This is a genomic window from Acetobacter sp. AAB5, from assembly GCF_050106715.1.
GTDB classification, from domain to species: Bacteria; Pseudomonadota; Alphaproteobacteria; order Acetobacterales; family Acetobacteraceae; genus Acetobacter; species Acetobacter oryzifermentans.
Genome location: NZ_JBNIEW010000009.1, coordinates 61,903 through 85,942 on the forward strand (window position 1 = coordinate 61,903; position 24,040 = coordinate 85,942).

Annotated in this window: 21 protein-coding genes and 1 tRNA gene; 16 read left to right on the top strand and 6 right to left on the bottom strand. The window is 53.3% G+C overall.

All coding sequences use genetic code 11. The features are described from left to right. Positions 1-73: 73 nt before the first annotated feature. A complete protein-coding gene (locus tag ACP7IZ_RS09780) occupies positions 74-2,143 on the bottom strand; it encodes a hypothetical protein (RefSeq protein WP_426848946.1) in 2,070 nt (689 codons plus the stop codon). A gap of 45 nt (positions 2,144-2,188) precedes the next feature. On the opposite strand from ACP7IZ_RS09780, the gene ACP7IZ_RS09785 reads away from it, so the two are divergent. From ACP7IZ_RS09785 to ACP7IZ_RS09835, 11 genes are all read left to right on the top strand, one after another. Beyond that, positions 2,189-2,590 (top strand): VOC family protein, encoded by a 402-nt coding sequence (locus ACP7IZ_RS09785; RefSeq protein ID WP_426848947.1) that lies wholly within the window; start codon positions 2,189-2,191, stop codon positions 2,588-2,590. Positions 2,591-2,695: 105 nt separating this feature from the next. Further along, positions 2,696-3,508: a diaminopimelate epimerase gene (gene dapF / locus ACP7IZ_RS09790; protein WP_426848948.1), complete on the top strand. Its 813-nt coding sequence runs from the start codon at positions 2,696-2,698 to the stop codon at positions 3,506-3,508. Continuing rightward, positions 3,505-4,749, top strand: coding sequence for a tRNA (N(6)-L-threonylcarbamoyladenosine(37)-C(2))-methylthiotransferase MtaB (mtaB, locus tag ACP7IZ_RS09795; RefSeq protein ID WP_426848949.1), 1,245 nt, complete (start codon positions 3,505-3,507; stop codon positions 4,747-4,749). Before dapF ends, mtaB begins: the two co-directional genes overlap by 4 nt. A 1-nt stretch (position 4,750) precedes the next feature. Beyond that, positions 4,751-5,680 carry a signal recognition particle-docking protein FtsY gene (gene ftsY / locus ACP7IZ_RS09800; RefSeq protein ID WP_089179731.1) on the top strand — a complete coding sequence of 310 codons (930 nt, stop codon included), beginning with the start codon at positions 4,751-4,753 and terminating at the stop codon, positions 5,678-5,680. A gap of 119 nt (positions 5,681-5,799) precedes the next feature. Next, on the top strand, positions 5,800-6,102 hold the full coding sequence (locus ACP7IZ_RS09805) for an AtpZ/AtpI family protein (RefSeq protein WP_063354691.1): 303 nt from the start codon (positions 5,800-5,802) through the stop codon (positions 6,100-6,102). 55 nt (positions 6,103-6,157) lie between these two features. Then, positions 6,158-6,907: a F0F1 ATP synthase subunit A gene (locus ACP7IZ_RS09810; protein ID WP_006115401.1), complete on the top strand. Its 750-nt coding sequence runs from the start codon at positions 6,158-6,160 to the stop codon at positions 6,905-6,907. Positions 6,908-6,962: 55 nt separating this feature from the next. Then, positions 6,963-7,187 carry an ATP synthase subunit C family protein gene (locus ACP7IZ_RS09815; RefSeq protein ID WP_003624142.1) on the top strand — a complete coding sequence of 75 codons (225 nt, stop codon included), beginning with the start codon at positions 6,963-6,965 and terminating at the stop codon, positions 7,185-7,187. A 49-nt stretch (positions 7,188-7,236) separates the two neighbouring features. Beyond that, the gene (locus ACP7IZ_RS09820; RefSeq protein WP_035352300.1) at positions 7,237-7,818 is read left to right on the top strand and encodes an ATP synthase F0 subunit B'; all 582 of its coding nucleotides are present in this window, start codon (positions 7,237-7,239) and stop codon (positions 7,816-7,818) included. 23 nt (positions 7,819-7,841) lie between these two features. After that, the gene (gene atpF, locus ACP7IZ_RS09825) at positions 7,842-8,345 is read left to right on the top strand and encodes a F0F1 ATP synthase subunit B (protein WP_019088569.1); all 504 of its coding nucleotides are present in this window, start codon (positions 7,842-7,844) and stop codon (positions 8,343-8,345) included. 26 nt (positions 8,346-8,371) lie between these two features. Beyond that, positions 8,372-9,145 carry a glycosyltransferase family 2 protein gene (locus ACP7IZ_RS09830; RefSeq protein WP_426848950.1) on the top strand — a complete coding sequence of 258 codons (774 nt, stop codon included), beginning with the start codon at positions 8,372-8,374 and terminating at the stop codon, positions 9,143-9,145. Beyond that, entirely contained in the window at positions 9,139-10,830 is a 1,692-nt protein-coding gene (locus ACP7IZ_RS09835; protein ID WP_426848951.1) for an ArnT family glycosyltransferase, read from the top strand. The genes ACP7IZ_RS09830 and ACP7IZ_RS09835 overlap by 7 nt, the downstream gene beginning before the upstream one ends. Before the next feature lie 85 nt (positions 10,831-10,915). Here ACP7IZ_RS09835 and ACP7IZ_RS09840 read toward each other — a convergent pair. Then, positions 10,916-10,988, bottom strand: a tRNA-Thr gene (locus ACP7IZ_RS09840). A 171-nt stretch (positions 10,989-11,159) separates the two neighbouring features. On the opposite strand from ACP7IZ_RS09840, the gene ACP7IZ_RS09845 reads away from it, so the two are divergent. The 3 genes from ACP7IZ_RS09845 to ACP7IZ_RS09855 are packed head-to-tail and all read left to right on the top strand — an operon-like array spanning position 11,160 to position 15,038. Then, positions 11,160-12,629 carry a paraquat-inducible protein A gene (locus tag ACP7IZ_RS09845; RefSeq protein WP_426848952.1) on the top strand — a complete coding sequence of 490 codons (1,470 nt, stop codon included), beginning with the start codon at positions 11,160-11,162 and terminating at the stop codon, positions 12,627-12,629. Beyond that, positions 12,626-14,335 carry an intermembrane transport protein PqiB gene (locus ACP7IZ_RS09850; RefSeq protein ID WP_426848953.1) on the top strand — a complete coding sequence of 570 codons (1,710 nt, stop codon included), beginning with the start codon at positions 12,626-12,628 and terminating at the stop codon, positions 14,333-14,335. The genes ACP7IZ_RS09845 and ACP7IZ_RS09850 overlap by 4 nt, the downstream gene beginning before the upstream one ends. Before the next feature lie 4 nt (positions 14,336-14,339). Then, positions 14,340-15,038, top strand: a complete 699-nt coding sequence (locus ACP7IZ_RS09855; protein WP_426848955.1) for a PqiC family protein — start codon at positions 14,340-14,342, stop codon at positions 15,036-15,038. An 81-nt stretch (positions 15,039-15,119) separates the two neighbouring features. Here the strand turns inward: ACP7IZ_RS09855 and purF are convergent, their stop codons facing one another. The 4 genes from purF to metH are packed head-to-tail and all read right to left on the bottom strand — an operon-like array spanning position 15,120 to position 21,108. Continuing rightward, positions 15,120-16,607: an amidophosphoribosyltransferase gene (purF, locus tag ACP7IZ_RS09860; protein ID WP_426848957.1), complete on the bottom strand. Its 1,488-nt coding sequence runs from the start codon at positions 16,605-16,607 to the stop codon at positions 15,120-15,122. Between the two features lie 46 nt (positions 16,608-16,653). Continuing rightward, positions 16,654-17,178, bottom strand: coding sequence for a CvpA family protein (locus tag ACP7IZ_RS09865; RefSeq protein ID WP_426848958.1), 525 nt, complete (start codon positions 17,176-17,178; stop codon positions 16,654-16,656). Positions 17,179-17,229: 51 nt separating this feature from the next. Then, complete coding sequence (locus tag ACP7IZ_RS09870) at positions 17,230-17,580, bottom strand: phosphoribosyl-ATP pyrophosphatase (protein ID WP_426848959.1); 351 nt, start codon at positions 17,578-17,580, stop codon at positions 17,230-17,232. A 21-nt stretch (positions 17,581-17,601) separates the two neighbouring features. Continuing rightward, positions 17,602-21,108, bottom strand: a complete 3,507-nt coding sequence (gene metH / locus ACP7IZ_RS09875) for a methionine synthase (RefSeq protein ID WP_426848960.1) — start codon at positions 21,106-21,108, stop codon at positions 17,602-17,604. Positions 21,109-21,197: 89 nt separating this feature from the next. Here metH and ACP7IZ_RS09880 point away from each other — a divergent pair, with 89 nt between their 5' ends. Then, positions 21,198-21,602, top strand: a complete 405-nt coding sequence (locus tag ACP7IZ_RS09880; protein WP_426848961.1) for a hypothetical protein — start codon at positions 21,198-21,200, stop codon at positions 21,600-21,602. A gap of 181 nt (positions 21,603-21,783) precedes the next feature. After that, positions 21,784-24,039, top strand: a complete 2,256-nt coding sequence (locus ACP7IZ_RS09885) for a peptidase domain-containing ABC transporter (RefSeq protein WP_426848962.1) — start codon at positions 21,784-21,786, stop codon at positions 24,037-24,039. Position 24,040: the final 1 nt, after the last annotated feature.

Consider the following 24,040-nt stretch of genomic DNA (forward strand, 5'->3'; position numbering starts at 1 on the left):
TGCCCGGAAAAGCTAGTAGTTTGACGGCAGAACCCTGTACTGCATGATTTTATAGCACAGGAATTATGCGCTTTTACTGGAAAGGAAGATAGCGGAAATCCATAAAAACCTGGCTCATACCAGCACTTGGCGCGCCACCTAGCCCTTCCCAAGCCTTGCGGCGGGAATAAGCAAGCTGCAAACCGGCTTCCACAGTGCCGTAATGGCCCTTGAAGAAACGATACCATGCGCCAACGGTGGCTTCCATCACGCTGCGGGTGTTGCCTGTGCAGCCAAGGGTTGAAAGCTCGGTGGCCATTTCAACATTACAGCCGCTGTTATCAAACGATGGATTGCCATACCCATAGGCAGAGCCATTGGCATCAAAGTAACGACGTCCAGCCTGCTGATACCCAAAGTAACCATACACATCGATAAGTTGGTTAGGATGGGCAATGACACCAGCCGTGCCTTGTATGGATGGAATTGGTGAGGGCTCACCTTTAGAATTAAGCGTGGCATCCGGTAGCAGCACAGACCCGTAACGGCCAATACCTACCCCAGCCAAACCAGCAAGACGCACTTCCACCTTATGCGGCAGAACCGGAAGGACAACAGAGCCACCGCCACCACCAGCAATGGCAGTATGGTTGCGTCCGCCCCCAAGTTCAGAAACACGCGTATGAGGAAAGTGCAGAATGCCTTCAACTTCGTAGTGGCCCCAGTGTGGGTCCCATGCCAGTTTGCCAATAATGTCTGGAGCAATTTCGTTGGGGAAAAGGGCATCGTTGGTCAGGCCGGTGCCGTCATACCCCACGGTTGCAATACGCCCGTTTGGCAAGCGCACTTGCCCATCCGTCACACTGGAAAAGCTATCAACATTATACAGCGTGGCCGAGTTTTCGATAGAAAGACCGGCCCACAGTCTGTGTTGGAAAAAGTCTTTTACAAACCGGAACTGTAGCTGCCGGGCCCATGTCTGGCCTGCCAGCATGGAGGATTCGATGGTGAGCGGCAGATTTTCCTGACGAGGAATAATACCCACACGGCCTGGTGTGAGCATGCTCCATGCTTGCCCAGCCAGAAAGTGGAAGTTCAGAGCACTGTTGTCGTAGGCCATATAAAGCTGGCGCATACGGAAAGTGTAACTGTTACTTTCGTACGGATCTGTTGTGGAAGCGCCAGCCCCAAAGTCCATTTCGTAAAAGCCGGAAATGGTGGAGTTTTTATCTACGTTGCCGCGGGCCATAAGGGAAATGCGGCTGTAACGTGCGCTGCCTTCAAAGTTGTCGGTATGGTAACGGGCATCCCCTTTGTAAGGCATGTCCGCCCAATAGTTGAAGGTGCCAGTGGAGGTGTGGCGGTTTGATTCCACCGCTGCTGCATCCAGAAAACCACCCAAAATCAGGGTAAGCGGCCCAAGGTGGAACACCCCGTGGTCACCCAGCGCGCCAGCAGCCTGTGCGCCAGCAGTTTCACGCTGATGCGCGCCAACCTGGTTGTCTGCAATACGGGCAATCATGTCTTCTGCGCGATGCCCGACAACAGATTCCACTTCCGGGGTATCATTTTTGCCAGAAAACACAGGTTGTGCATCTGGGCCTATAGCATGGCGCAAGGAGCCGCTAGAACGCGTTGAGGCTGGCGCACTAATGCCCGGATCAGTGGAGGCTGTGCTGGCAATTGTACCATCCTGCATGGCAACGGTAACACCAGAACCTGAACCTGAGTTGGCAACTGCGTGGTGGCTGCCAGAAACAGCTCTGCCCGTAGAGGAATTGCCATTGCTGGCATGTGCTGTGCCGCGCCGCTGGGCGATCTGCTTTTGCACGCTTACCAACGCTTTTTGCAATTCGTGCTGCTCGGCTTGAATGCGCGAAATTTGCTGTTCTAACGCATCAAGAGAGGCCGCATCATCTGCCGCGGCATAAGCCGGAAAAGCGTAATTCATGGCCATTCCGCCAGAAGCCAGCACAGTGCCCATGCATAGGCCTGTTTTAATATGATGTGCCATGCGGCAGGAAAACTGGCGGAAGATGCGCATTCGCTTTTCAAATATTGTTGAAGTGGTTCTTATATGAATGTGAACCATTTTCCTTGGCTTGCCGTAAAGAGCCCTCTCCTTAAAAAATAATTTCAGGGAAAAAAGATGTGCGTTAAGCACAGGCTTCGGTTTTTATTATGCTCTGTTTGGTAAAGGAATATTTTTATGGCCAAGATGATCCACAGCATGTTGCGGGTGTTGGATGAGGCACGATCCACACATTTTTATGCAGATACGCTAGGCATTAAACCTGTGGGCCGGTTTGAATTTGAGAGTTTTACATTGGTATATCTGGCAAATGATGAGCAGACATTTGAGCTTGAACTTACAATTAACCACGGGCGGACAGAGCCTTATAATTTAGGCGAGGGTTACGGCCATCTTGCCGTGTCTGTTGCAGATGTGCAGCGTGAACATGCGCGTATGGAAGCTGCCGGGCACCCGGTTACACCGGTTAAAACGCTGGAAAACAAAGGCCAGGTGGTTGGGCAGTTCTTCTTTCTGACAGACCCGGATGGTTATAAAATTGAAGTATTGCAGCGCGGCGCTCCGGGGCGCTTTGTGTAAGCACGTTACAATTATGCCAGCAGGGCGCGGAAAAGACTGATTTCCGGGCCTGTTGGCTGCTTTCTCTCATGGCATCGGCGCTTAAAGTGGCGTATAAGCCACAGCATGCTGACATCTTTCCGTAAAATGCATGGTCTGGGGAATGATTTCATCATTCTGGACGAGCGTGGTGGGCATTTGTCCCTTACGCCAGCCCGTATTGCTGCCTTGGCGCATAGGCGCCGTGGTATTGGGTGTGACCAGTTGGTAACGTTGCGTCCGGCCTGTGCGGAAGGGGCAGACGTTTTTGTGCGCTTTTTTAATCCCGATGGATCAGAGGCAGGCGCGTGCGGAAATGCGTCACGCTGTGTGGCTGATCTGATCTGGCGTGAAACGGGTAACAGAACGCCTGTGCTGCAAACGCGCGCTGGGCGTTTGCCCGCACGGATAGAAGAAAACGGCCTGATTACGGTAGATATGGGTGAACCCCGCCTGAACTGGCAGGATGTGCCTTTGGTTGCGGAAATGGATACGTTGCATCTGCCATTGGCGGGTGATCCTGCGGCTGCATCTATGGGGAACCCGCACGCAACGTTTTTTGTGGAAGATTTTGCGCGTCTCTCCCAAGGGCAGGCGCTGGAACATGATCCGCTTTTTCCTGAACGAGCCAATATTGGGTTTGCGCGTATTGATGGGCCTGCACGTATGCGGCTTAAGGTGCATGAACGTGGAGCTGGTGTGACGGAGGCCTGTGGTTCTGGCGCATGTGCCGCGGTGGTGAATGCGGCGCGGCGCGGCTTGATAGAACGTGTGTGTGAAGTCGAGCTGGATGGTGGTATTTTGCAGATTGAATGGGCACCTAACAATCATGTGCTCATGACAGGCTCTGCAACAACAGCTTTTGAAGGGACGGTTGATCTGGCCGTGTACCCGGAATGAGCAAGCCGGAAATTCTCACATTTGGCTGCCGTTTGAATACATGGGAAAGTGAAGTGATGCGTAATCACGCAGCTTCACTGGATAATGTAATTATCGTGAACACCTGTGCCGTTACGGGAGAAGCAGAGCGGCAGGCGCGGCAGGCTATTCGTCGGGCGCATCGTGAAAACCCGGATGCCCGTATTGTGGTTACCGGGTGTGCTGCCCAGATTAACCCCGAAAGCTGGAGTGATCTGCCCGGCGTAGCCCGTGTGTTGGGGAATGAGGAAAAGCTAAAGGCCGAAAGTTGGTCTGCTTCTGCTTTGTCTCAGCCGCTTGCTGTATCCGATATCATGGCCGCCAAGGAAACCGCTGCGCATCTGGTTACTGAATTTGCAGGCCGCACACGGGCCTTTGTGCAGGTTCAGCAAGGGTGCAATCATCGGTGCACGTTTTGCATCATTCCGTTTGGGCGTGGGCCTTCCCGGTCTGTACCCGTGGGTGCGGTGGTGGAGCAGGTGCGTGCTTTGGTGCAGTCTGGATATCGGGAAGTCGTGCTCACCGGGGTAGATATGACATCCTGGGGGGAAGATCTGCCCGGCAAACCGGTGCTTGGTCAGCTTTGCCGCCGCGTGTTGCGTTTGGTGCCAGAGTTGGAGCGGATGCGTCTGTCTTCGGTCGATCCGGTAGAGATTGACGAGGATATTTGGCAGCTTCTGGCAGAAGAGCCGCGTTTTATGCCGTATCTGCATCTTTCCTTGCAGGCTGGGTCAGACCTTATTCTCAAACGTATGAAGAGGCGGCATTTGGTGGCCGATGCGGCGCGGGTGGTGGAACGTGCCCGGGGCTTGCGGCCAGATATTGGAATTGGTGCCGATATTATTGCGGGCTTTCCAACAGAAGACGAATCGCTGTTTGAAGAAACACGCAATTTTCTTGCCCAGCAGGCGCTGCCGTATCTGCATGTCTTTCCGTATAGTGAGCGCCCAGGAACGCCTGCTGCGCGTATGCGTGCGGTGCCTGTGCCCGAGCGTAAGGCACGTGCTGCGCAGTTGCGGGAGGTGGGGGCGGTTTCTGCCGCTCGGTATTATGAAAGTCTTATAGGTCAGCCCCTACGTGTGCTGATGGAAACCCCCATAACCGGCCATAGTGAACAGTTTGCGCCGGTGCGGCTTGCGCAGGGTGAAGCCGAAGTGGGGGAAATTATAACCCTTCAGCCCACAATGGCCGATAAGGCCGGGCTGGTGGTGGAAAGGATCTGAGATGGCGCTTGGTTTTTTCTCTCGTCTCAAACAGGGATTGTCACGTTCCACCCAAAAGCTGGGTGGGGGGATTACGGGCATTTTCACCAAGCGCAAGCTGGATGACGAAGCGCTGGAAGAGCTGGAAGATCTGCTGATTACAGCAGATATGGGCCCGGCTGTTGCAGAGCGTATTATCGAATCCTTCCGTTCCTCCCGTTTCGGAACCGAAGTGACGGATGAGGAAATCCGGACAACTTTGGCAGACGAAATTGCCGCGATTCTTGAGCCCGTTGCGAAGCCTTTTGAACCTGATCCTGAACACAAACCCCATGTTGTGCTGGTGGTGGGTGTAAATGGCGTAGGTAAAACCACCACCATTGGCAAAATGGCCCGCTTTTTTACCGAAGAAGGTAAGAAGGTGATGATGGTGGCGGGTGATACCTTCCGCGCCGCTGCTGTAGAGCAGTTGCAGATCTGGGGGGAAAGAACGGGTTGCCCGGTTATTGCTGGTCCTCCCGGTGCAGATGCGGCTGGTCTGGCCTTTGAGGCACTTAAGCGCGGTAAGGCGGAAGGGGCTGATCTGCTGTTTGTAGATACGGCTGGCCGTCTGCACAATAAAAGTGCGTTGATGGAAGAACTTGCCAAGATTATTCGCGTCATGCGTAAGTTCGATGAAACGGCGCCACATTCCGTGTTGTTGGTGCTAGATGCCACAACTGGCCAAAATGCCGTGGAGCAGGTGCGGGTGTTTCGCGAACTTGTGAATGTGACCGGTTTGGTGGTGACAAAATTGGATGGTTCTGCCCGTGGGGGCATTGTGGTGGCGCTGGCTGATCAGTTTGGGCTGCCTGTGCATGCTGTGGGTGTGGGTGAACAGGCAGAAGATCTGCGGCCTTTCTCCGCTGTGGATTATGCGCGCGGTTTAGTGGGTGTGACGGACACAGTCTGATTTTTTGTGGGGAATTATGATGGAAAAGACAGATTTTGATGCATCTACCCATCATGGTTTCTTGACAGGATATGACAGCCCCGTTAGCAAGCGCCTGCACCCCTCTGAAGGGGCGAAGAATGAGTAAGAACGGTAACGATTCCTTTGATGCTCGGCTAAAGGCGGCAGAACGCCGCTCCGGCCTGGAAAAAAAGGAAGATTCAGCCGAGAAAGAAGATGCTGTAGAGCAATCTCTTCCTGGGTTGGCGCTAAGAGCTGGGGCAGAAATGCTTTCAGCACTGATAGTGGGCGTTGCCATTGGGTGGGAGCTGGATCACTGGCTGAAAACCCGGGCAGTTTTTCTCATTATTTTCGCACTGATGGGCGGAGGTGCTGGCGTGCTGAATGTTTGGCGGCTGGTCAAGTCGATAGACGGCAAGTAAGAAGCTGTAATCCGGATACGATTCGGATGCGGTAAAGGGTTTTAGGAGAGCGGTTGTGGCGGGCGGTTCCAGCATCAACGTACTTGAACAGTTTGAGCTTCATCCCGTTCTTGGTGGGCTGGGTGAAGCATTGCGTTTCAGCCAATCCCCCCTGTACATGATTGTGGCAGTGTGTCTGGTTCTGGCATTCCTGTATTTTGGTATGCGCCCAGCTGCGGTGGTTCCCGGTCGTTTGCAGGCTGCGGCAGAAGTTTGTTACGAATTTATTCATAACATGGCGGTTGATACGATCGGGCCAGAAGGCACGGCTTTCTTCCCGTTCATCTTCACGCTGTTCTTCTTTATTCTGGCCGGTAACTATATTGGTCTGCTGCCGTTTTCCTTTACGTTTACCAGCCATATTGCTGTAACCTTTGCACTGGCCATGATGGTGTTTGTGCTTACGGTTATTGTCTCCCTTAAGGTGCAGGGGCTGCGTTTCTTTGCGCACTTTATGCCGGAAGGCGCTAGCCCATTCCTGGCTCCGCTGCTGATCCCGATTGAAATTCTTTCTTTTCTTTCGCGTCCTGTCAGCCTCTCCATCCGACTGTTCGCCAACATGGTTGCCGGGCATGTCATGTTCGATATTTTCGCAAGCTTTGTTGTCATGCTCGCCGGTTTTGGTGTGGTGGGTGACGTGTTTGCGGTTGGGCCGATTGCCATTAACGTGGCACTGATGGCTCTTGAGTTGCTTGTTGGTGTGTTGCAGGCCTATGTGTTTGCCATTCTAACGTGCATCTACCTGCGGGAGGCCGTGGCTCACTGAGGAGCTGCTTTGCCCGTTTCGTTTGAACTGTACTTGAAACAAGGAAGTGACTGATATGGACATCGCTGCAGCCCGGGAAATCGGTGCAGGTATCGCCGTGATCGCCCTTGCCGGCGTTGGTATCGGCCTCGGCAACATCTTCTCCACGCTGGTAAGCAGCATTGCGCGCAACCCGGCTTCCCGTCCGCATGTGTTCGGTCTGGGTATGCTCGGCTTTGCTCTGACAGAAGCTATCGCTCTGTTCGCGCTGCTGATCGCGTTCCTGATCCTGTTCGTCTGAGAAAGCTTTCAGGAAAGAGGAGAACATTCCTGTGGGTGTGATTAAGAAGATGCTTCGTGCCGGCCTGTTCGCAACGGTTTCCGGTGTGTCTCTTCTGGCCGTTTCCGCGCCTGGTGCATACGCCACGGGAATGCCTCAGCTAGATTTTGCCAACCCCCTTGTAACCGGTCAGGTTATGTGGGGCGCGGTAATTTTCTTCGTCTTTTATATGGTGCTCAGCAAAGCCATGCTGCCCGGTATTACCCGGGTGCTGGAAGACCGTAGCAAGCGTATTTCCGGGGATCTGGAAATTGCACGTGCGGCCAAGCAGGACGCCGATAAAGCTGTTGCTGAACTTCAGCAGGCCCGTAAAGATGCCATGGCAGAAGCTCAGGCGCATCTTGATCAGGTTCTGGCAGAAGAACATAAAGCAGCCGAACAGCAGATGCAGGAAATCAACGCGCGGGTCACAGCAGAAATTGCTGATGCCGAAAAACGCGTGGCTGAGGAAAAAACGCGTGCATTAAGCGCGCTTAAAGAAATTGCGGGTGATACCACGCAGGCTCTGGTTCAGCGTCTGACGGGTATTGTGCCTGATGCTCAGCTTGTTGCCCAGAAGGTTGAAAGCGCTTCGGCGCACAGCACTATCTGACCAGCTCCGGGGGAATTTTCGTCATGTCTGGCATTTTTCACGAAGCGGGTTTCTGGGTCGCTGTTTCGTTTGTTCTGTTCTTTGTGCTGGTTGGTAAAAAGATTTGGGGGCCTATCGCCACCATTCTGGATAGCCGCGCCAACCGTATCCGTGAAGAACTGGATGAAGCTGCCCGCTTGAGAAGAGAAGCAGAGCAGATGCTAGAAGATGCCACGCGTGATCGTGAGCAGGCACTGGCAGAAGCCAAATCTTATGTGGAGCAGGCTCATCAGCAGGCTGCCGAAATGGCCCAGAAAGCACGTGCAGAGGCAGAAGCCGCTGTGCAGCGCCATGAACAAATGGCACGTGATCGTATTGCTGCTGTAGAACGTGCTGCTGTTAAAGAAGTGCGCCAGCTTGCAATTGATGTGGCTGTACAGGCCGCCAACGGTGTTATTCCTCAGACGCTTGATGAACAGAAAGCCGCAGGGCTTGTTGATCAGGCGCTGGCTGGTTTGCCTGCCGCTCTTGCGCGCAAGGCAGCCTGAAACATTATCAGCTGAATGGTGAATACGTGACAGGTCTGGTTTCAGCCGCACCGTCACAGCATAACGATGCTCAGTATGAACTGAGCATCGTTATTGCTGTTTTGGATGAACAGGATAACCTGCCACAGGTTTGCCGAGAATTAGCCGAGGCCATGCAGCAATTGCCTGCAGCCGAAGTTGTTTTTGTGGATGACGGCAGCCAAGATCAAACCGTAGAAGTTTTGCAACGCTTGCGGGATGAGTGTTTGCCGAGCTTGCGCATTCTTTCTCATGATCGGCGTTGCGGTAAGTCTGCCGCGTTACGTACAGGCATTACAGCAGCCCGAGGGGCTTGGATTGCCACAATTGATGGCGATGGCCAGGATGACCCGCGTGAACTTGGTAATTTGGTTTCCCTTGCGCAGGCACAGGCTACCAAGGGTAGGCCACCGCTTGTTGTAGGGGTGCGCACGCGCCGTAAAGATGGGTGGTCTCGCCGCTTTGCAACACGTTTCGCTAACGGGCTACGGCAAAAATTACTAAATGATCAATGCCCGGATACAGGTGCGCCGATCAAAATTTTTCAGCGAGCAGACTTTCTGCGCTTGCCGCAGTTTGAAGGTTTGCATCGTTTTCTTCCGGCATTGTTTGCATCTTACGGTGTGCCGTTGGTGTGCCACCCTGTTACACACAGGCCGCGTTTGCATGGGCAGTCTAAATATACCAATTTCAATCGCGCTGTAGTTGGGGTGCGGGATCTGCTGGGCGTGATGTGGTTACGGAATCGCACACATCTTCCAAAATCGATTCGTGAATGCTGAAGCAGAAAAACGGTCACCAACCACTTTCTATTAAAGCCCTGCTGCTGTTAGGCCTTGCTGCTTTTTTGCTGTTTTTGCCAGGGCGGGCCGTTACGCCACCATTCGATCGGGATGAACCCCGATACATGGAAGCCACGGCGCAGATGCTAGAATCGCACAACTTTGTAGATGTGCGCTTTCAGGACAAACCACGTTATTTACAGCCCGCTGGTATTTACTGGCTGGAGGCTGCTGCTGTTTCTCTTACAGGCATGCAGCATCAGCGGGTTGTTTGGCCGTATCGCATTCCCTCGCTTTTGGCCATGTCTGGTGCTGTTGTTCTAACGGCGCTTATTGGCTCCATGCTGTTTGGGGCATCGGCCGGACTTGGTGCGGGCTTGCTGTTTATGGCTTCTGTTCTGGTGGCAGCAGAAAGCCGGATGGCTACGATCGATTCCTGCTTGCTGTTTACGGTGCTGCTGGCCCAATGGGCGCTAACAGGTGCTTTGCGAGATCGCCAGCAAGGCGCGGCCACACCAGTAAAGCGGGCTTTGCTGTATTGGGGCGCTATTGGTTGCGGCCTGATGTTGAAAGGGCCGGTCATTCTTATCCCATCTCTTGCCACACCACTGGTGTTGGGGATGCTGGAGCGGGATTTTGGTCTGTGGCGCAGAATGCGTCCGGCATGGGGCTGGCTTTTGTCTGCTGCTATTCTGGTGCCGTGGTGTGTAGCTATTGGGGTTGTGAGCCACGGTGAATTTTTTCGGAATGCTGTTGGCACTAATTTTTTAGGTAAAGTGGCTTCCGGGCAGCAGGCGCATGGGCTGCCGCCAGGTTACCATCTGCTGGTTTTCCTGCTGGCGTTCTGGCCTGGCTCATTTTTTGCTGCGTGCGTGGTGCCCTTGGTTTGGCATGCGCGTAAGCAAGAGACTGTGCGCTATTTGCTGTGCTGGATTGTGCCGCATTGGCTGGTGTTTGAAGCTATTGCTACAAAGCTTCCGCATTACGTGCTGCCTACTTATCCAGCTATTGCCATTCTTACAGCCGCGTTTCTGGTTCAGGGTGGGGATGTATGGCGCAATTGGCCTGCTCGTGTTTGGGGCAGGGTATTGCTAGGCATTTATGCTGTTGCATGGGCTTTGGTAGGCATTGCCTTGGCGGTTGCCGGTCCAACGCTTGTTTGGGTGCTTGAACACCAGATATCTGCAGCAGCAATTGTTTTGGCTGTGGGTGTGTTGCCGCTTGTTGGTCTTTCTGCATGGTACATTACGCGTGGGCGTTTGCAGCAGGCAGCGTTAAGCAGTGTGGCTGCTGCCGTACTGCTTTATGTAGGGCTGTTTACAGTTGTTGTGCCGCAGATTCAGAGCATCTGGTTGGCACCACGCCTAACAGCATTGGTGCAGGCACACCAACCATGTGCAGAGTCGCATGTTGTTTCAGTATCATTTTCTGAACCTAGTCTGGTCTTTTTGCTTGGGGGCAAAGTGCTGCTAACAGGCGCAGAAAATGCAGCATCAGCCATGAAGGCAGATGCAAAGTGCACGGTCGCGCTTGTTGATAAGCGAGATACCTCAGTATTTATGGCAGCGCTGGGGAATAAAGCGAAAGATGCCGTCAGTCTGGGCACTGTAGGTGGGATGAATTATTCTAACGGCCGCCATTTGCTTATAAGTTTGTACAAGCTGAATACGCCACCAAAGCAGTAAATCTGTTTGATTGGGCGGATATAAAACGCAATTCTACAGCATAATGCAAAAGCGTATTGAGTATTTTGGGAAGTGCAAAAGGAAATGCCCGCTGGCGGATTCGAACCACCGGCCCCATCATTACGAATGACGTGCTCTACCAACTGAGCTAAGCGGGCACATTTTGTTTGCGGGGCGGTGACTATCATGATCCCCATGCCTACGCAAGGAGAAATTGCAATTCACCCGGTGCTTTGAACAACAACAAAACGGCATTTCTGGCTTTAAGCAGGGGTGCCATTCTGTTTTGAGTGTGACGGAACGGTTTTTTCGTTTTAAGAACTATCCGTATGAATATGTCGCAGTTATTTGGCCTGGTGCGGGAGGCCCTTAATCCCGGGCAGAATGTTCCGGTTGATGAAAAGCGGCATGTTCGGCTTGTGCAGGGCATTGTTGAATGCCCCTGTTGTGGCCATTACCAGCATCTTTCAGAGCTTAAACCCGGAACACAGGCACGGTGTTGCCGGTGTGGGCAGTTGCTGGATCGGCGTAATCGTACCTCTCCTATCGCAACGCCATTGGCCTTCTGCATCAGTTCGGCATCTCTCTACCTGGCCATGCTGCTTTCCACCTTGATGATGTTGGATCTGTATGGGCGGGAGAGAACCGTAGATATCCTTACCGGCCCGATAGAATTGCTGCATGAGGGCTGGGGCGAAATTGGCGTGTTGGTGGCAATAGCCACCATTATTGTGCCGGGGCTTGTTATCAGCATGATGATGCTTGTGCTGGTGGGTGCGCTTCAGCCCAAGCTGCCGTTCTGGGTGCCGCATCTTCTGAAGTGGTATGAACGCTTACGCCCGTGGTCGATGGTGGAAGTATATATTCTGGGCGTTTTCGTGGCCTACACCAAGCTGTCAGATATGGCTTACGTACAAGTGGGGGCGGCGGTCTTTCTGGTTGCTTCGCTTATGGTCACCATGTCCGCCACAGATGCCACTTTGGATACGGAACTGATTTGGCGACGCAGGCAAACAGATACCAGTTTGCGGCGGATGGATAATCAGCGTGTGCGTCTGACCTGTGAGGAAATCGGGCCGGATGATCAGATCCCGCCAGCCAGCCATATGGTATCCTGCCTTTCTTGCTCTGCGGTGCTGGTGTTTGATGAAAAGTTGGATCAAACAGCTCCACTGGGTTTTTGCCCACGCTGTGGGCATGTGTTGCGGCAACGCAAGCCAGACAGCATTGCCCGCACTGTGGCACTGCTTGTTTCTGCGGTGGTGTTTTACCTGCCGGCCAATATTTACCCGGTTATGACCGTTATCCGGCTGGGTGCGGGAACAGGGCATACTATTGTGGAAGGGGCCATAGAGCTGTGGGAGAGCAACATGATCCCGCTTTCCCTGCTGGTACTTTTTGCCAGTGTGCTGGTGCCCGTTCTTAAAATTATCGGGCTGATGTTTATGGTGATCAGCACCAAGCGCCATTCTGCGCGAAATCTGCCTGCCCGATCCAGACTTTACAGGCTGGTAGATGTTATCGGGCGCTGGTCTATGATTGACGTGTTCATGGTCTCCATTCTGGTGGCTATGGTGCGCTTCAGCAGTATGGCCAGCATCAGTGCGAATGGTGGTGTGGTATGTTTTGCCGCCGTAGTGGTGCTGACAATTTTTGCAGTGCATGCATTTGACCCTCGGCTGATGTGGGATGCAGCGGGCAAAAACGGCGATACGGCCCCAGCCGATGCCGGGCAAAATTGTCCGGCAAAAATTGAGGCCGCTGCATATTGGGACAACATGGAGCCGGACAGGGCGTGAACGGACACAGTCATAATCATTTCTCTCCTCCAGAAGGGGAAAGTGCTCAGGATGCTCTGGTAAGGCGCATTCGGTTTTCCATTATCTGGATTATTCCCATTGTTTCCGTGCTGATTGCGGGCTTTCTGGTCTGGCGCAGTTTTATGGACAACGGGCCAGAAATTACCGTTGTATTTGATACGGCAGATGGTTTGACCAGCGGCCAGACACAGGTGAAAAACAAATCTGTGGTTCTAGGTACGGTGGAAGGTGTTTCGCTGACTGATGATCTGCGGCATGTCAAAGTGCGTATCCGTATGAACAAGGGTACGAATGATATGCTTACGGATAGCGGCCGGTTCTGGGTTGTGCGTCCGCGTATCAACGGGGCCAGCATTACCGGTTTGGAAACCCTGATGTCTGGTGCGTATATTGCGTTTGATCCAGGCCTGAACAAAAATGGCCACCCCGCAGGCAAACGCACCACAACGTTTGAAGGGTTGGAAGCGCCTCCGGGTGTGCGGTCTGATCAGCCGGGCCGTATTTACACGCTGGTAGCGGGTAATATTGGGTCTATCGGGCAGGGCGCCCCTGTTTTCTTCCGTGATGTGGATGTTGGGGAAGTGCTGGGCTACACCATGCCACCCGGCGGACGCGGCCCGGTGATGATCCAGATTTTTGTGCGCGAACCTTATGACCATTACCTGAACACCAATTCCCGCTTCTGGAATGTGTCTGGCGTTAAGGTTGGATTTGGTGCCGGTGGGCTTAAAGTGCAGCTGCAATCCTTGCAGGCTTTGTTTTCTGGTGGCGTGGCTTTTGGTTTGCCACCTGTTGCAGAAAGCCGCATGCACCCGGCATCAGAGGCTCCGGCCAATACGGTGTTCAAGCTGTATGACACGCATGAGGATGCAGATAACGCGGGCTACCGTGAGCGCGTGCCCCTTGCGACTTATGTGATGTCTTCTGTCAAAGGTCTGGATGTTGGCAGCCAGGTGACGATGTTTGGGATTCAGGTGGGGAATGTAACCAGTGTAAAGCTGGATCTAAGTTCCAACCCCGGGCATCCGCGCGTACGTATTGGCATGGAAGTGCAGCCTGAACGTGTGCTGTCTTCGGCTGAGCTACGGAATAATAATCTGACAGACATGTTCCGCACTTTGGTAGCGAACGGCCTGCGTGCCTCAACAGATAGCGTTAGCTTCCTGACGGGTGAGGGGATGATTTCCCTCAACTTTATCAAGAACCCAGCGCCCGCTACAACCAGCATGGAAGGCGCAACGCTGGTTATTCCAAGCCAAGCTGGTGGTATGGGCGGGATTATGGATTCCCTGTCCACCATTACGTCTCGTTTGGCCGCGATGCCGTTTGAACAGATTGGTACAAACGCCAATAATCTACTGGCCCATGCAGATCAGACACTGGTTAGCCCAGACGTAAAGCAGTCTCTGGTTGGGTTGCGGAATTCCATGCAGAACCTACAGGCTCTTACAAAGGATCTGCGCAATGGCATGGCACCGTTGAGCAAGCGTCTGCCAGAAATGGCACAGCAGCTTGATCAAACCCTGCAAAATGCCAACCGCTTGCTGGCCAGTTATGGCGGCAACAGTGATTTCCATCGGAATCTGCAATCCATGGTGGTGCAGTTGGGGCAGACAGCGCGCTCCCTGCGTTTCCTGTCAGACTTCCTGACCAACCATCCTTCTGCGCTGCTTTCAGGACGATAAGATCATGACGCAAACTGTTTCTTGTAAGCCCATGAACACCCGTCTTGACCGGCGTATGTTGCTCCGCCTGAGTGGTGTGGCCGGGTTGGGTGTTATGGCCGTTACGCTAACGGCTTGCTCTGGCGGTAGCCCTTCGCTTTACACATTGGCGGTGACGCCTGGCCAACCGCAGCCGGGTGGCCCGCGCTTTGTAGAAGTGCGCTTGCCAACCGTGGCATCTGGTCTGGATCGGGATCGGATTGTTACGGCAGATAGTGGCTATAAGCTTACAGTCTCTTCTGCTGATGCATGGAGTGATTCCCTGCCAGCGCAGATCAGCCGCGTTATGGCGGGTGATCTGGCACAGCGCCTGCCGGGTACAGGCGTGTTTGTAGAGAATGATACAGTGGCGACAGAACCAGAGGCCTATGTGGATATGTCCATCAGCCGCTTCTCAACTGGTCCATCAGGTAATGTGGAGTTGGATGCCACGTTATCCATCCAGCCTGCTTCTGCTGGTGCTCCCGGTAAGGATGAGCAGTATTATATGCAGAACTTTACACTGCAGGGCACACAGGCAAGTGCCACCATGCCAATGGTACAGGTGTTAAGCCAGCTTCTGGGCCAATTGGCAGATGTTGCTGCGCAGCAGTTGCGCCAGCTTCCTTCCGGGCAATCCACTGGGCGGCATACTATTGTGCGTAAGAAAGCACAGCAGGGGTGATCTTGCGCGAAAGCGTGGAGAATAAAGGTTACAAAAAAAGCGGCCAACTTGGCCGCTTTTTTATTTGGTGAGAATCTGGCTTCAGGCGGTGCCTGGGCCAAACTCCGCATCATGGTCAATAAGGGGGATAGGATATTCCCCCGTAAAGCAGGCATCGCAATAGCGGGCATTGCTAGACTGACGGTCTTTATAACCCATAGCGCGATACAGCCCATCAAGCGAGATAAAGGCAAGGCTATCTACGCCAATGAGTTCCGCCATGGCTTTCAGATCATTCTGGGCAGCCAGCAATTTGCTGCGTTCTGGCGTATCAATGCCATAAAAGCAGGAATGCCGTGTGGGTGGGGAAGAAATGCGCATATGCACTTCTGTTGCACCCGCAGCCCGCACCATATCCACAATCTTGCGGGATGTGGTGCCGCGCACAATGGAATCATCCACCAGAATAACGCGCTTGCCGCTCAGAATAGGGCAATTGGGGGAGTGTTTCATCTTCACGCCCAAATGCCGGATCTGATCTGTGGGTTCGATAAAGGTGCGGCCCACGTAATGGTTACGGATAATACCCAGTTCAAAAGGAATGCCGCTGGCTTCAGCATAGCCGATAGCAGAAGGCACACCTGAATCGGGCACTGGCACCACAACATCTGCATCTACATGGCTTTCGCGCGCCAGTTCGTGGCCGATCTGCTTACGCACTTCGTAAACAGGCAAGCCTTCCAGAACAGAATCGGGGCGGGCGAAGTAGATGTATTCAAACACGCAAAAGCGTGGGTGCGTGTCACCAAACGGGCGCAAAGAGCGGATACCGTTTTCATCAATCACAACCAGTTCGCCCGGTTCCACATCACGCACAAATTCTGCGCCGATAATGTCCAGACCACAGGTTTCTGATGCGAGCACCCAAGACGGTTGTTTACCATCTTCAGATGGCAGCTTGCCGAGCACCAGTGGGCGCACACCCATTGGGTCTCGCACGCCAATCAGCGCTTCTTCAGATAGCACAACCAATGAATACGCGCCGGTTACCCGTTTAAGCGCATCAATCAGTCGGTCTTCCACTGTTGCATACAGAGAGATGGCAATCAGATGGATGAAAACTTCCGAATCTGTGGTGGACTGAAACAGGCAACCACGGCGGATAAGTTCGCTGCGCAGGGTGTCTGCATTAGTGAGGTTGCCGTTATGGGCAACGGCCAACCCGCCAAACGCAAATTCAGCAAACAAAGGCTGCACGTTGCGGAGCAGCGTGGCGCCTGTTGTGGCGTAGCGGTTATGGCCAATGGCGCGTGTGCCTTTAAGCGTGGCCATAACGCGGGAATCTGCAAACACATCACTGACAAGGCCAAGGCCCCGGTGAGAGTGGAAGCGACGTTCCTGCGGGTCAAAACACACAATACCGGCGGCTTCTTGCCCGCGGTGTTGAAGGGCGTGCAAACCCAGAGTGGTAAGGGGAGCGGCATCCTTAGCGTTCCAGATACCAAAGACAGCACATTCTTCGTGTGGATGATCATCATCCAGTGTCAGTGGATCAGGCAAGGAAGCAGACGGCGTGGGATGGGCGAGCATAAGCGTGCAGGGCCTCCGCAGAAGGTCAGAAACTGGCCGTATGGGATCACAAGGTGGCGTCATGACCTGTAGAAGGATTCCGCGCAACCCCTTTTGCGCTTAAATCCGGTAGATATGGCTGGATATGGGATGCGCCGAGCCGGATGTAAGGGGTCAGTCGGCTATCTTCTGTCAGGGCGGCCATGTCTTGGGGTTGCAGAAGCCATTGTGCGGCCATGAAGAGCACGACCACCAAAAACATCCCACGCACAATACCAAAAAGCAGCCCGAGAAGCCGATCCAGCGCATCCAATGGCGTTGCTTTCACGATTCGGACAATAGCTGCAGAAAGCATATAGCCAGCGCACAGTACGCCCAGCAGCAGCAGAATAAAGGCGCCTATCTGTGCGCCAGCAGAAGAGGTAATAAAGCGCTGCACATAGGGCAGAAAAACTGCGTGAAAGCGCAGGGCCAGCACAATGGCAATGCCCCAACTGACAAAGCCCAACGCATGCCGCGTAAACCCCCGCCATGCGCCATGCAGGGCAGACAGGCCAATAATCAGCAGAGAGAGGGCATCTATGGCAGCCATGAGGGACGCTTTATGCCAATGAATGAGCGACCTGTCATGCGCTTCTGTATTTTATGGCAGCTTGCTGGTGGTGACGCGCCAAGGGCGCATGATCTTGCCGTTTCGTTTTTTTCTGTGCGGGGGTTGGTTCAGCTTCATCAGCAATTCTGCCACTTCCAGCCTACGCAGCAGTTCTGTCCATACTTCAGCCGCATCAACGTCTTGGCTTTCCCACAATTTGTGTAGGGTTTGCAGGAACAAGGCACTTTCATGCACAACATCCTGCTGCCGGTTATCTATAAACGCGGCAGTACAGTTTGTAGCATGCAGCCCAACCTGCCGGCAGAGCCGCTTGAGAGCAACGCTGGCTGGAGGAGAGGCAGGTGGGGGTGAGGTAACCATAAGGTGAATGATGCGCTGCATCTTCACCCTTGGTCAATGGTGTTAGATTGTGAAGTATTTTGCGTGCTTGTTGAGAATAACAAGAGCGGAGGTGGACTGTTCCGGATGGAGTTGATCTCCATCTGTTAGGGAAACCCCAATGCGTTCGGCATCCAGCAGGGCCAGAATGGGGTGCTGGTCTTCCAGGCGCGGGCAGGCCGGATACCCAAAGGAATAGCGAGATCCGCGATATCCCTGCTGAAGCAGCTTTTCCATATCGCGGGCATCTTCCCCAGCAAAGCCAAGTTCGGCCCGGATACGTTTGTGGGTGTATTCGGCCATGGCTTCTGCCATTTCAACGGAAAGACCGTGCAGGTACAGGTAATCCTGATAGCGGTTTTCCTCAAACCAATCGCGGGCGATGTCGGATGCTTTCTGGCCGACTGTTACAACCTGTAGGCCGATAACATCACGTTCTGGGTCTGATATATCGCGCACAAAGTCAGCAATACATTCGCCATCCGCTTTTGGCTGCCGTGGCAGGGTGAAACGGCAGGCTTCGGTTGTGCCGTCTTCTTCAAACAGCACCAGATCGTTGCCATCGCCGGCGGCTTTCCAGTAGCCATAAATGGCCTGCGGTTTGAGAATATTTTCTTTGGCTGTCAGGTCCAGCATGCGGCGCAGGATCGGGCGTAATTCCTGCCGAGCCCAGATCAAGAAGTCATCCAAGGAGCGGCCTTGTTTACGGAAGCCCCACTGGAACTGGTAAAGGGCGCGTTCGTTCAGGAACGGTAGAACGGCTTCCGGTGTAGCTTCCAGAACGCGGGAACCCCAGAATGGCGGAACCATGGGCGCTTCATCTGCAGTCAGGCGTTCGCGCCGTGCGCGGGCTGCAGCAACATCAACAGGGCCAAAACCGCGTGTTTCTGCTGTTTCTGGCATGCGGGCATTGGTGCGGGTGGCTTTGCCTTCACGCCGTTTCTGGATGGCGGCCAGATAATCATCAAATTTTTTCTGGCTAACCTGATCCATAAGGGTCAGGCCATCAAAAGCATCACGCGCATAAGCCACCCTGCCTGTAGGCGCATAGGCGGCAACACAATCTTCTTCCACATAGTTGCGGGTAAGGGCGGCGCCACCCAGCAGAACGGGTGTATCCAGCCCAGCGCGGGAAATTTCTTCCAGATTTTCACGCATGATAACGGTGGACTTCACCAACAGGCCAGACATGCCAATGGCATCGGCCTTTTCCTTGCGTGCGGCTTCGATCATGTCCTGCACAGGCACTTTGATGCCCAGATTGACAACACGGTACCCATTGTTGGTGAGAATGATATCTACAAGGTTTTTGCCGATATCGTGCACATCACCTTTTACTGTAGCCAGCACGATTGTGCCACGTTGCTGGCCATCTATCCGCTCCATATGCGGTTCCAGATAGGCAACGGCGGCTTTCATGGTTTCGGCAGATTGCAGCACGAATGGTAGCTGCATTTTGCCTGCACCAAACAGTTCTCCAACCACCTTCATGCCATCCAGCAGAACGGTGTTGATGATGTCCAGTGGGGCCATGTTCTGCATGGCTTCTTCAAGGTCTGCTTCCAGCCCTTTTCGGTCCCCATCAACAATACGGTCTTTCAGGCGTTCTTCTGCCGTTTCAGCCCGTTTGCGCTTCACCGCATCCGCTGCCTTACGGTCTGCAAACATGGCCAGAAGTGTTTGCAGTGGGTCATAATCTTCTGTGCGGCGGTCAAAAATCAGATCTTCCGCAACCTTTACCTCTTCGGGGGCAATCAGGTGCAGAGGACGGATTTTGGAAACGTGCACAATAGCGGCTGTCATGCCTGCTTTGACGGCGTGGTCCAGATAGACCGAGTTCAGCACGGCACGCGCAGCTGGGTTCAGCCCGAAGGAAATATTAGAGAGGCCCAGTACGATCTGAATATCCGGGAAGGCATCCCGAATCATTTTAATGCCCTCAAGCGTCCATTGCCCCAGTTTGCGGTCATCTTCCGCACCGGTGGCGATGGTAAAGGTGAGGGGGTCTATCATCAGATCAGACTGTGGCAGACCGTATTTTTCGCAGGCAAATTCCACAAGGCGGCTGGCAATGCGCAGCTTGTCTTCTGGCTTGCGGGCCATGCCTTCTTCATCAATGGTCAGGGCAACAACAGCGGCACCAAACTTACGGGCCAGTGTCATGCGGTCTGAAGCAGGGCCTTCACCATCTTCAAAGTTGATGGAGTTGATGATGGGCTTGCCACCATGCAGCTTGAGAGCGGCTTCAATAACCGGTGTTTCGGTGGAATCAATCACCAATGGTGCGTTTACGGATGAGGTGAAGCGTTTGATCACTTCATCCATTTCTGCACGTTCGTTACGGCCTACAAAGGCCGTGCAGATATCCAGCGCATTAGAGCCTTCTCGTATCTGTTCGCGTCCAACAGTTACGCAGCCATCCCAGTCATGCGCTTCCTGAAGTTCGCGCCATTTCTTGGAGCCGTTGGCATTGCAGCGTTCTCCAATGGAGAAATAGGCGTTTTCCTGCCGGAGGGGCACCTGAGAATAAAGGCTGGCAACAGAAGGCACCCATACGGATGTGCGCGGCACAGGGGCAGGGCGCAGGCGGCCTGTTCCTTCTGCACGGCGGCGCAACATGGCATCCAGGGCTTCTGTATGCGGTGTGGAAGTGCCACAGCAGCCGCCAATCAGATTTAGGCCATCTTCTGTAATAAAGCGCTCAACCCATGTGGCCATTTCTGCGGGGCTTAGGGGGTAATGGGTCTGGCCGTTTACAAGCTCAGGCAGGCCCGCATTGGGCTGCACGGAAATTAGCCGCGGCCAGTTTTCAGACAGCCATTTTACATGTTCGGCCATTTCCTGCGGGCCTGTCGCGCAGTTCAGGCCCATCAGATCTACATCAAGGCTGTGAATGACTGTGGCTGCCGCAGCAATATCTGGCCCTACCAGAAGGGTGCCTGTGGTTTCTACGGTAACCTGCACAAAAATAGGTGTGGAAGCACCAAGTTCTGCCCGGGCAATTTTCACACCGTTTACGGCGGCCTTGATCTGGAGTGTGTCTTGGCAGGTTTCAATCAGGATGGCATCTACGCCGCCTTCAATCAGGCCGCGTGCTTGCTCTGCCAGAGCAGCTTCCAAACTATCATAATCAATATTGCCCAGAGAGGGTAGCTTGGTGCCAGGCCCCATGGAACCCAGAACATAGCGGGCGCGCCCATCGGCAAAGCTTTCTGCGGCTTCGCGTGCCAATAGGGCGGAGTTTTTGTTGATCTCCCGCGTTCTGTCTGTCAGACCAAATTCGCCCAATGTGATGGGGGAGCCACCAAACGTGTTGGTTTCCACCATATCTGCGCCAGCTTCAAAATAACCGCGATGGATTTCACGGATAAGTTCCGGGCGTGAGAGCGTGAGAATTTCGGTGCAGTTTTCCTGCCCCCAGTAATCACGCTGGACATCCAGATCCAGCATCTGGATACGTGAGCCCATGCCTCCATCACAAAGCAGAACCTGATCACGGAGGGCATCAAGAAGAGGCAGACGAGAAGACATGGCGACCATAAAATATAAAAGGAAAGGGAAGAGTGCTTTCCCAACACCGCAAAGCACAGGGTTTCACGTTATTTCAGAGAGCAGCCCGTATGTCCACTAGCCTTATGAAGCAGAGCGCCAAGCCCAAGGATGGCCGGATAATGCTGCATGTTTGTACATCAGTGCCAGATGATGCAGCATACGGGCACAAAGATGCGCTTTTACTTGTTAATACAGAAGTAACAGAAGAACAGAAGGCAAAATGGCAGCATGTCTGGCGCTGGAGCGGAGTGCTGGGGCCAGAATTTGGGCGCCATTCTGCCCAATGCGTCTGTTGTGTGGGGCAAGGAAGCCTATCGGCTTTTTTGTTGGCGCAGGCCCAACAAAGTGTTCTGGGGCGCTGCGAGCCGTATCGTTCAGTATGGGTTATATGTTGCGAAAATGAAGCACAAAAAGTGCGCAACCGGTTGCGAAAAGAAGGGTTTTTAAATTCTTTTTATCAATTTCCTGCTTAAAATGGTTTCTAACTTTAGTTACTGCTTCGTTTTCTTTATGGATTTTGTGATAAACCACATAGAAAAACTTGGAGAGTGTGTCTTCTCCTGTCATAACGGCGCATGTGCCGGGCGAACAAGTCTCTGCTATATTTGTACGGTATTGCTGTTTGTTGAGTTGGTTTAACCAAAAGGGTTGTGCGTGGACCAGACTGATCATGTGCCGGAACAGGCCGGTTCTTCTTCAAATACAGAGCGCGGCCAAGGGGCTCCTGTTTCTGCACCGGTTATCAGGCTGAAAGCTGTTATTGCAGCTGCCAAGTATCACGGTCTGGAGCTGGATATCCGTGATTTTGCGGCAGAACCGGGGGAAAGTACGCCATCTCCTGCAACGTTGGTGCGCTGGTTGGAAGATCAGGGTGCTGTTGCAAAGGCAATACGGATAAAGTGGCGTTATCTTGTTAAGATGGTGAACTCGCCGCCAATCGTTCTGATGTTCCGTGATGGTTCGGCCGCGTTGATGACCAACGCAACACCAGAGCGCGGTGTTGTCTGGCTGCAAGACCCGCTTAAAGGGGCCGCCGTAGCCGCCGTGCCGGTGGATGAACTGCGCCTATCCCAAATCTGGACGGGCGATATTCTGCTTATTAAGCAGCGCAAAGGGGAATCAGAAGCCGAGGCACCAGTCAGTCTGGGCTGGCTGGCCAAGATGGTGCTGCGTGAAAAGCGCTCCTTGCGTGATATATGCATTGCATCCATGACATTGAGTTTGCTGCAAATTTTCCCCCCGCTTATTGTTATGCAGGTGGTGGATAAGGTTGTGGGCTACCACTCGATGTCGACACTCGTGTCGATTTCTGGGTTGCTTTTTATATTTTCGATTTATGAAGTTTTAATCAGTTACGCCCGACGTGAGCTGTCCCTGGTGCTCACAACACGTATCGATTCTCGTATTTCGCTGCATCTGTTTAATCGCCTTGTATCCTTGCCGTTGGAGTATTTTGAACGGCAACAGGCGGGTAACGTGCTTGGGCGTGTAATGGCCATTTATAAAGTGCGAGATTTTCTGACAGGTCGGCTGATGTCGACCTTTCTGGATTTGTTCACACTGGTTGTTATTTTGCCTTTCCTGTTCATCCTCAGTTCGACGTTGGCATGGATGACTGTGGCATGTGCTGGCCTTATTGGTTTGATTGTGGTGGTGGCTATGGGGCCGCTGGCCAAGCTGATGGGAAATCAGTTGGCTGCAGACCGGGAACGAAGCGCTATTTTGTATGAAAGCGTGGCCGGTATTCGTACGCTGAAAACACTGGCCTTGGAGCCGATCCGCAAACAGACGTGGGATGATGCTACGGCAAACGTTATCCGCTGGAAGCTTGCCGTGGGGCGTTTTTCAAACTGGCCTCAGACATTGGTTATGCCGCTAGATCTGTTTATCAGTCGCGGTATCATTCTTGTGGGTGCCTATCTGGCTCTTGTTAGCCCCGGCACAGTGGGCGTGGGCGGCTTGATTGCGTTCATGATGCTGGGTGGCCGTGTGGCTTCTCCGTTGGTTGGACTGGCAAGGCTTATGGATGACTTCAATGAAGTTATGGCATCCTTGGGGGAAGCTGCTTCGGTGTTGAACCAGCCTACAGAAACACAGGCTCTTACAACGGGTATGCGTCCACGTATTCAAGGGGCGCTTTCCTTTGAAGATGTGAATTTTTCTTATCCGGGTTCTACGCGGCTGGCTTTGAAGGATGTAAACTTCTCAGTTCCCGCAGGTACCATGCTTGGGCTTGTTGGCCGAAGCGGCTCAGGTAAATCCACCATTACACGTCTGCTGCAAGGTGTTAGCCGTTCTTATACAGGCTACCTCAAGCTGGATGGTGTTGATCTGCGTGAAATCAATCTAACCCATTTGCGCCGTTCGTTCGGGGTTGTGTTGCAGGATAACTTTCTGTTCCGCGGCACTATTCGTGATAACATTACCGCTGGCCGCCCAGGGTTTACGATAGATGATGTCGTTCACGCTGCCAGAATGGCAGGTGCTGAAGAATTTATTGAACGTATGCCAGCAGGTTACGAAACCTTTATTGAGGAAGGTTCAACCAACATTTCTGGTGGGCAACGTCAGCGCCTAGCCATTGCGCGTGCTGTTATTACTGATCCTAAGCTGATGATTTTGGATGAAGCAACGTCCGCTTTGGATCCAGAAAGTGAAGCTTTGGTTAACGCCAACCTGGAACGGATTGGTAAAGGCCGTACCATGGTGATTGTTTCTCACCGACTGTCTTCTTTGGTGAATTGTGATCAGATCTGCGTGATGGATCAGGGCGCAGTGGTTGATATTGCGCCACATGACGTTCTGCTTGAACGGTGTGATATTTATCGGACACTTTGGATGCAGCAGAACCGGCATACGGAATCTCGTGCCCAATCTGGAGATGCATCTTTGATCGCGGAAGGAGAATAAT

Excerpts from the sequence above, each read along its gene's own strand:
- ACP7IZ_RS09785 (WP_426848947.1), top strand. The coding sequence starts at position 2,189 with ATGGCCAAGATGATCCACAGCATGTTGCGGGTGTTGGATGAGGCACGA.
- dapF (WP_426848948.1), top strand. The coding sequence starts at position 2,696 with ATGCTGACATCTTTCCGTAAAATGCATGGTCTGGGGAATGATTTCATC.
- mtaB (WP_426848949.1), top strand. The coding sequence starts at position 3,505 with ATGAGCAAGCCGGAAATTCTCACATTTGGCTGCCGTTTGAATACATGG.
- ftsY (WP_089179731.1), top strand. The coding sequence starts at position 4,751 with ATGGCGCTTGGTTTTTTCTCTCGTCTCAAACAGGGATTGTCACGTTCC.
- ACP7IZ_RS09805 (WP_063354691.1), top strand. The coding sequence starts at position 5,800 with ATGAGTAAGAACGGTAACGATTCCTTTGATGCTCGGCTAAAGGCGGCA.
- ACP7IZ_RS09815 (WP_003624142.1), top strand. The coding sequence starts at position 6,963 with ATGGACATCGCTGCAGCCCGGGAAATCGGTGCAGGTATCGCCGTGATC.
- ACP7IZ_RS09820 (WP_035352300.1), top strand. The coding sequence starts at position 7,237 with ATGCTTCGTGCCGGCCTGTTCGCAACGGTTTCCGGTGTGTCTCTTCTG.
- atpF (WP_019088569.1), top strand. The coding sequence starts at position 7,842 with ATGTCTGGCATTTTTCACGAAGCGGGTTTCTGGGTCGCTGTTTCGTTT.
- ACP7IZ_RS09835 (WP_426848951.1), top strand. The coding sequence starts at position 9,139 with ATGCTGAAGCAGAAAAACGGTCACCAACCACTTTCTATTAAAGCCCTG.
- ACP7IZ_RS09845 (WP_426848952.1), top strand. The coding sequence starts at position 11,160 with ATGAATATGTCGCAGTTATTTGGCCTGGTGCGGGAGGCCCTTAATCCC.
- ACP7IZ_RS09855 (WP_426848955.1), top strand. The coding sequence starts at position 14,340 with ATGACGCAAACTGTTTCTTGTAAGCCCATGAACACCCGTCTTGACCGG.
- purF (WP_426848957.1), bottom strand. The coding sequence starts at position 16,607 with ATGCTCGCCCATCCCACGCCGTCTGCTTCCTTGCCTGATCCACTGACA.
- ACP7IZ_RS09865 (WP_426848958.1), bottom strand. The coding sequence starts at position 17,178 with ATGGCTGCCATAGATGCCCTCTCTCTGCTGATTATTGGCCTGTCTGCC.
- ACP7IZ_RS09870 (WP_426848959.1), bottom strand. The coding sequence starts at position 17,580 with ATGCAGCGCATCATTCACCTTATGGTTACCTCACCCCCACCTGCCTCT.
- metH (WP_426848960.1), bottom strand. The coding sequence starts at position 21,108 with ATGTCTTCTCGTCTGCCTCTTCTTGATGCCCTCCGTGATCAGGTTCTG.
- ACP7IZ_RS09880 (WP_426848961.1), top strand. The coding sequence starts at position 21,198 with ATGTCCACTAGCCTTATGAAGCAGAGCGCCAAGCCCAAGGATGGCCGG.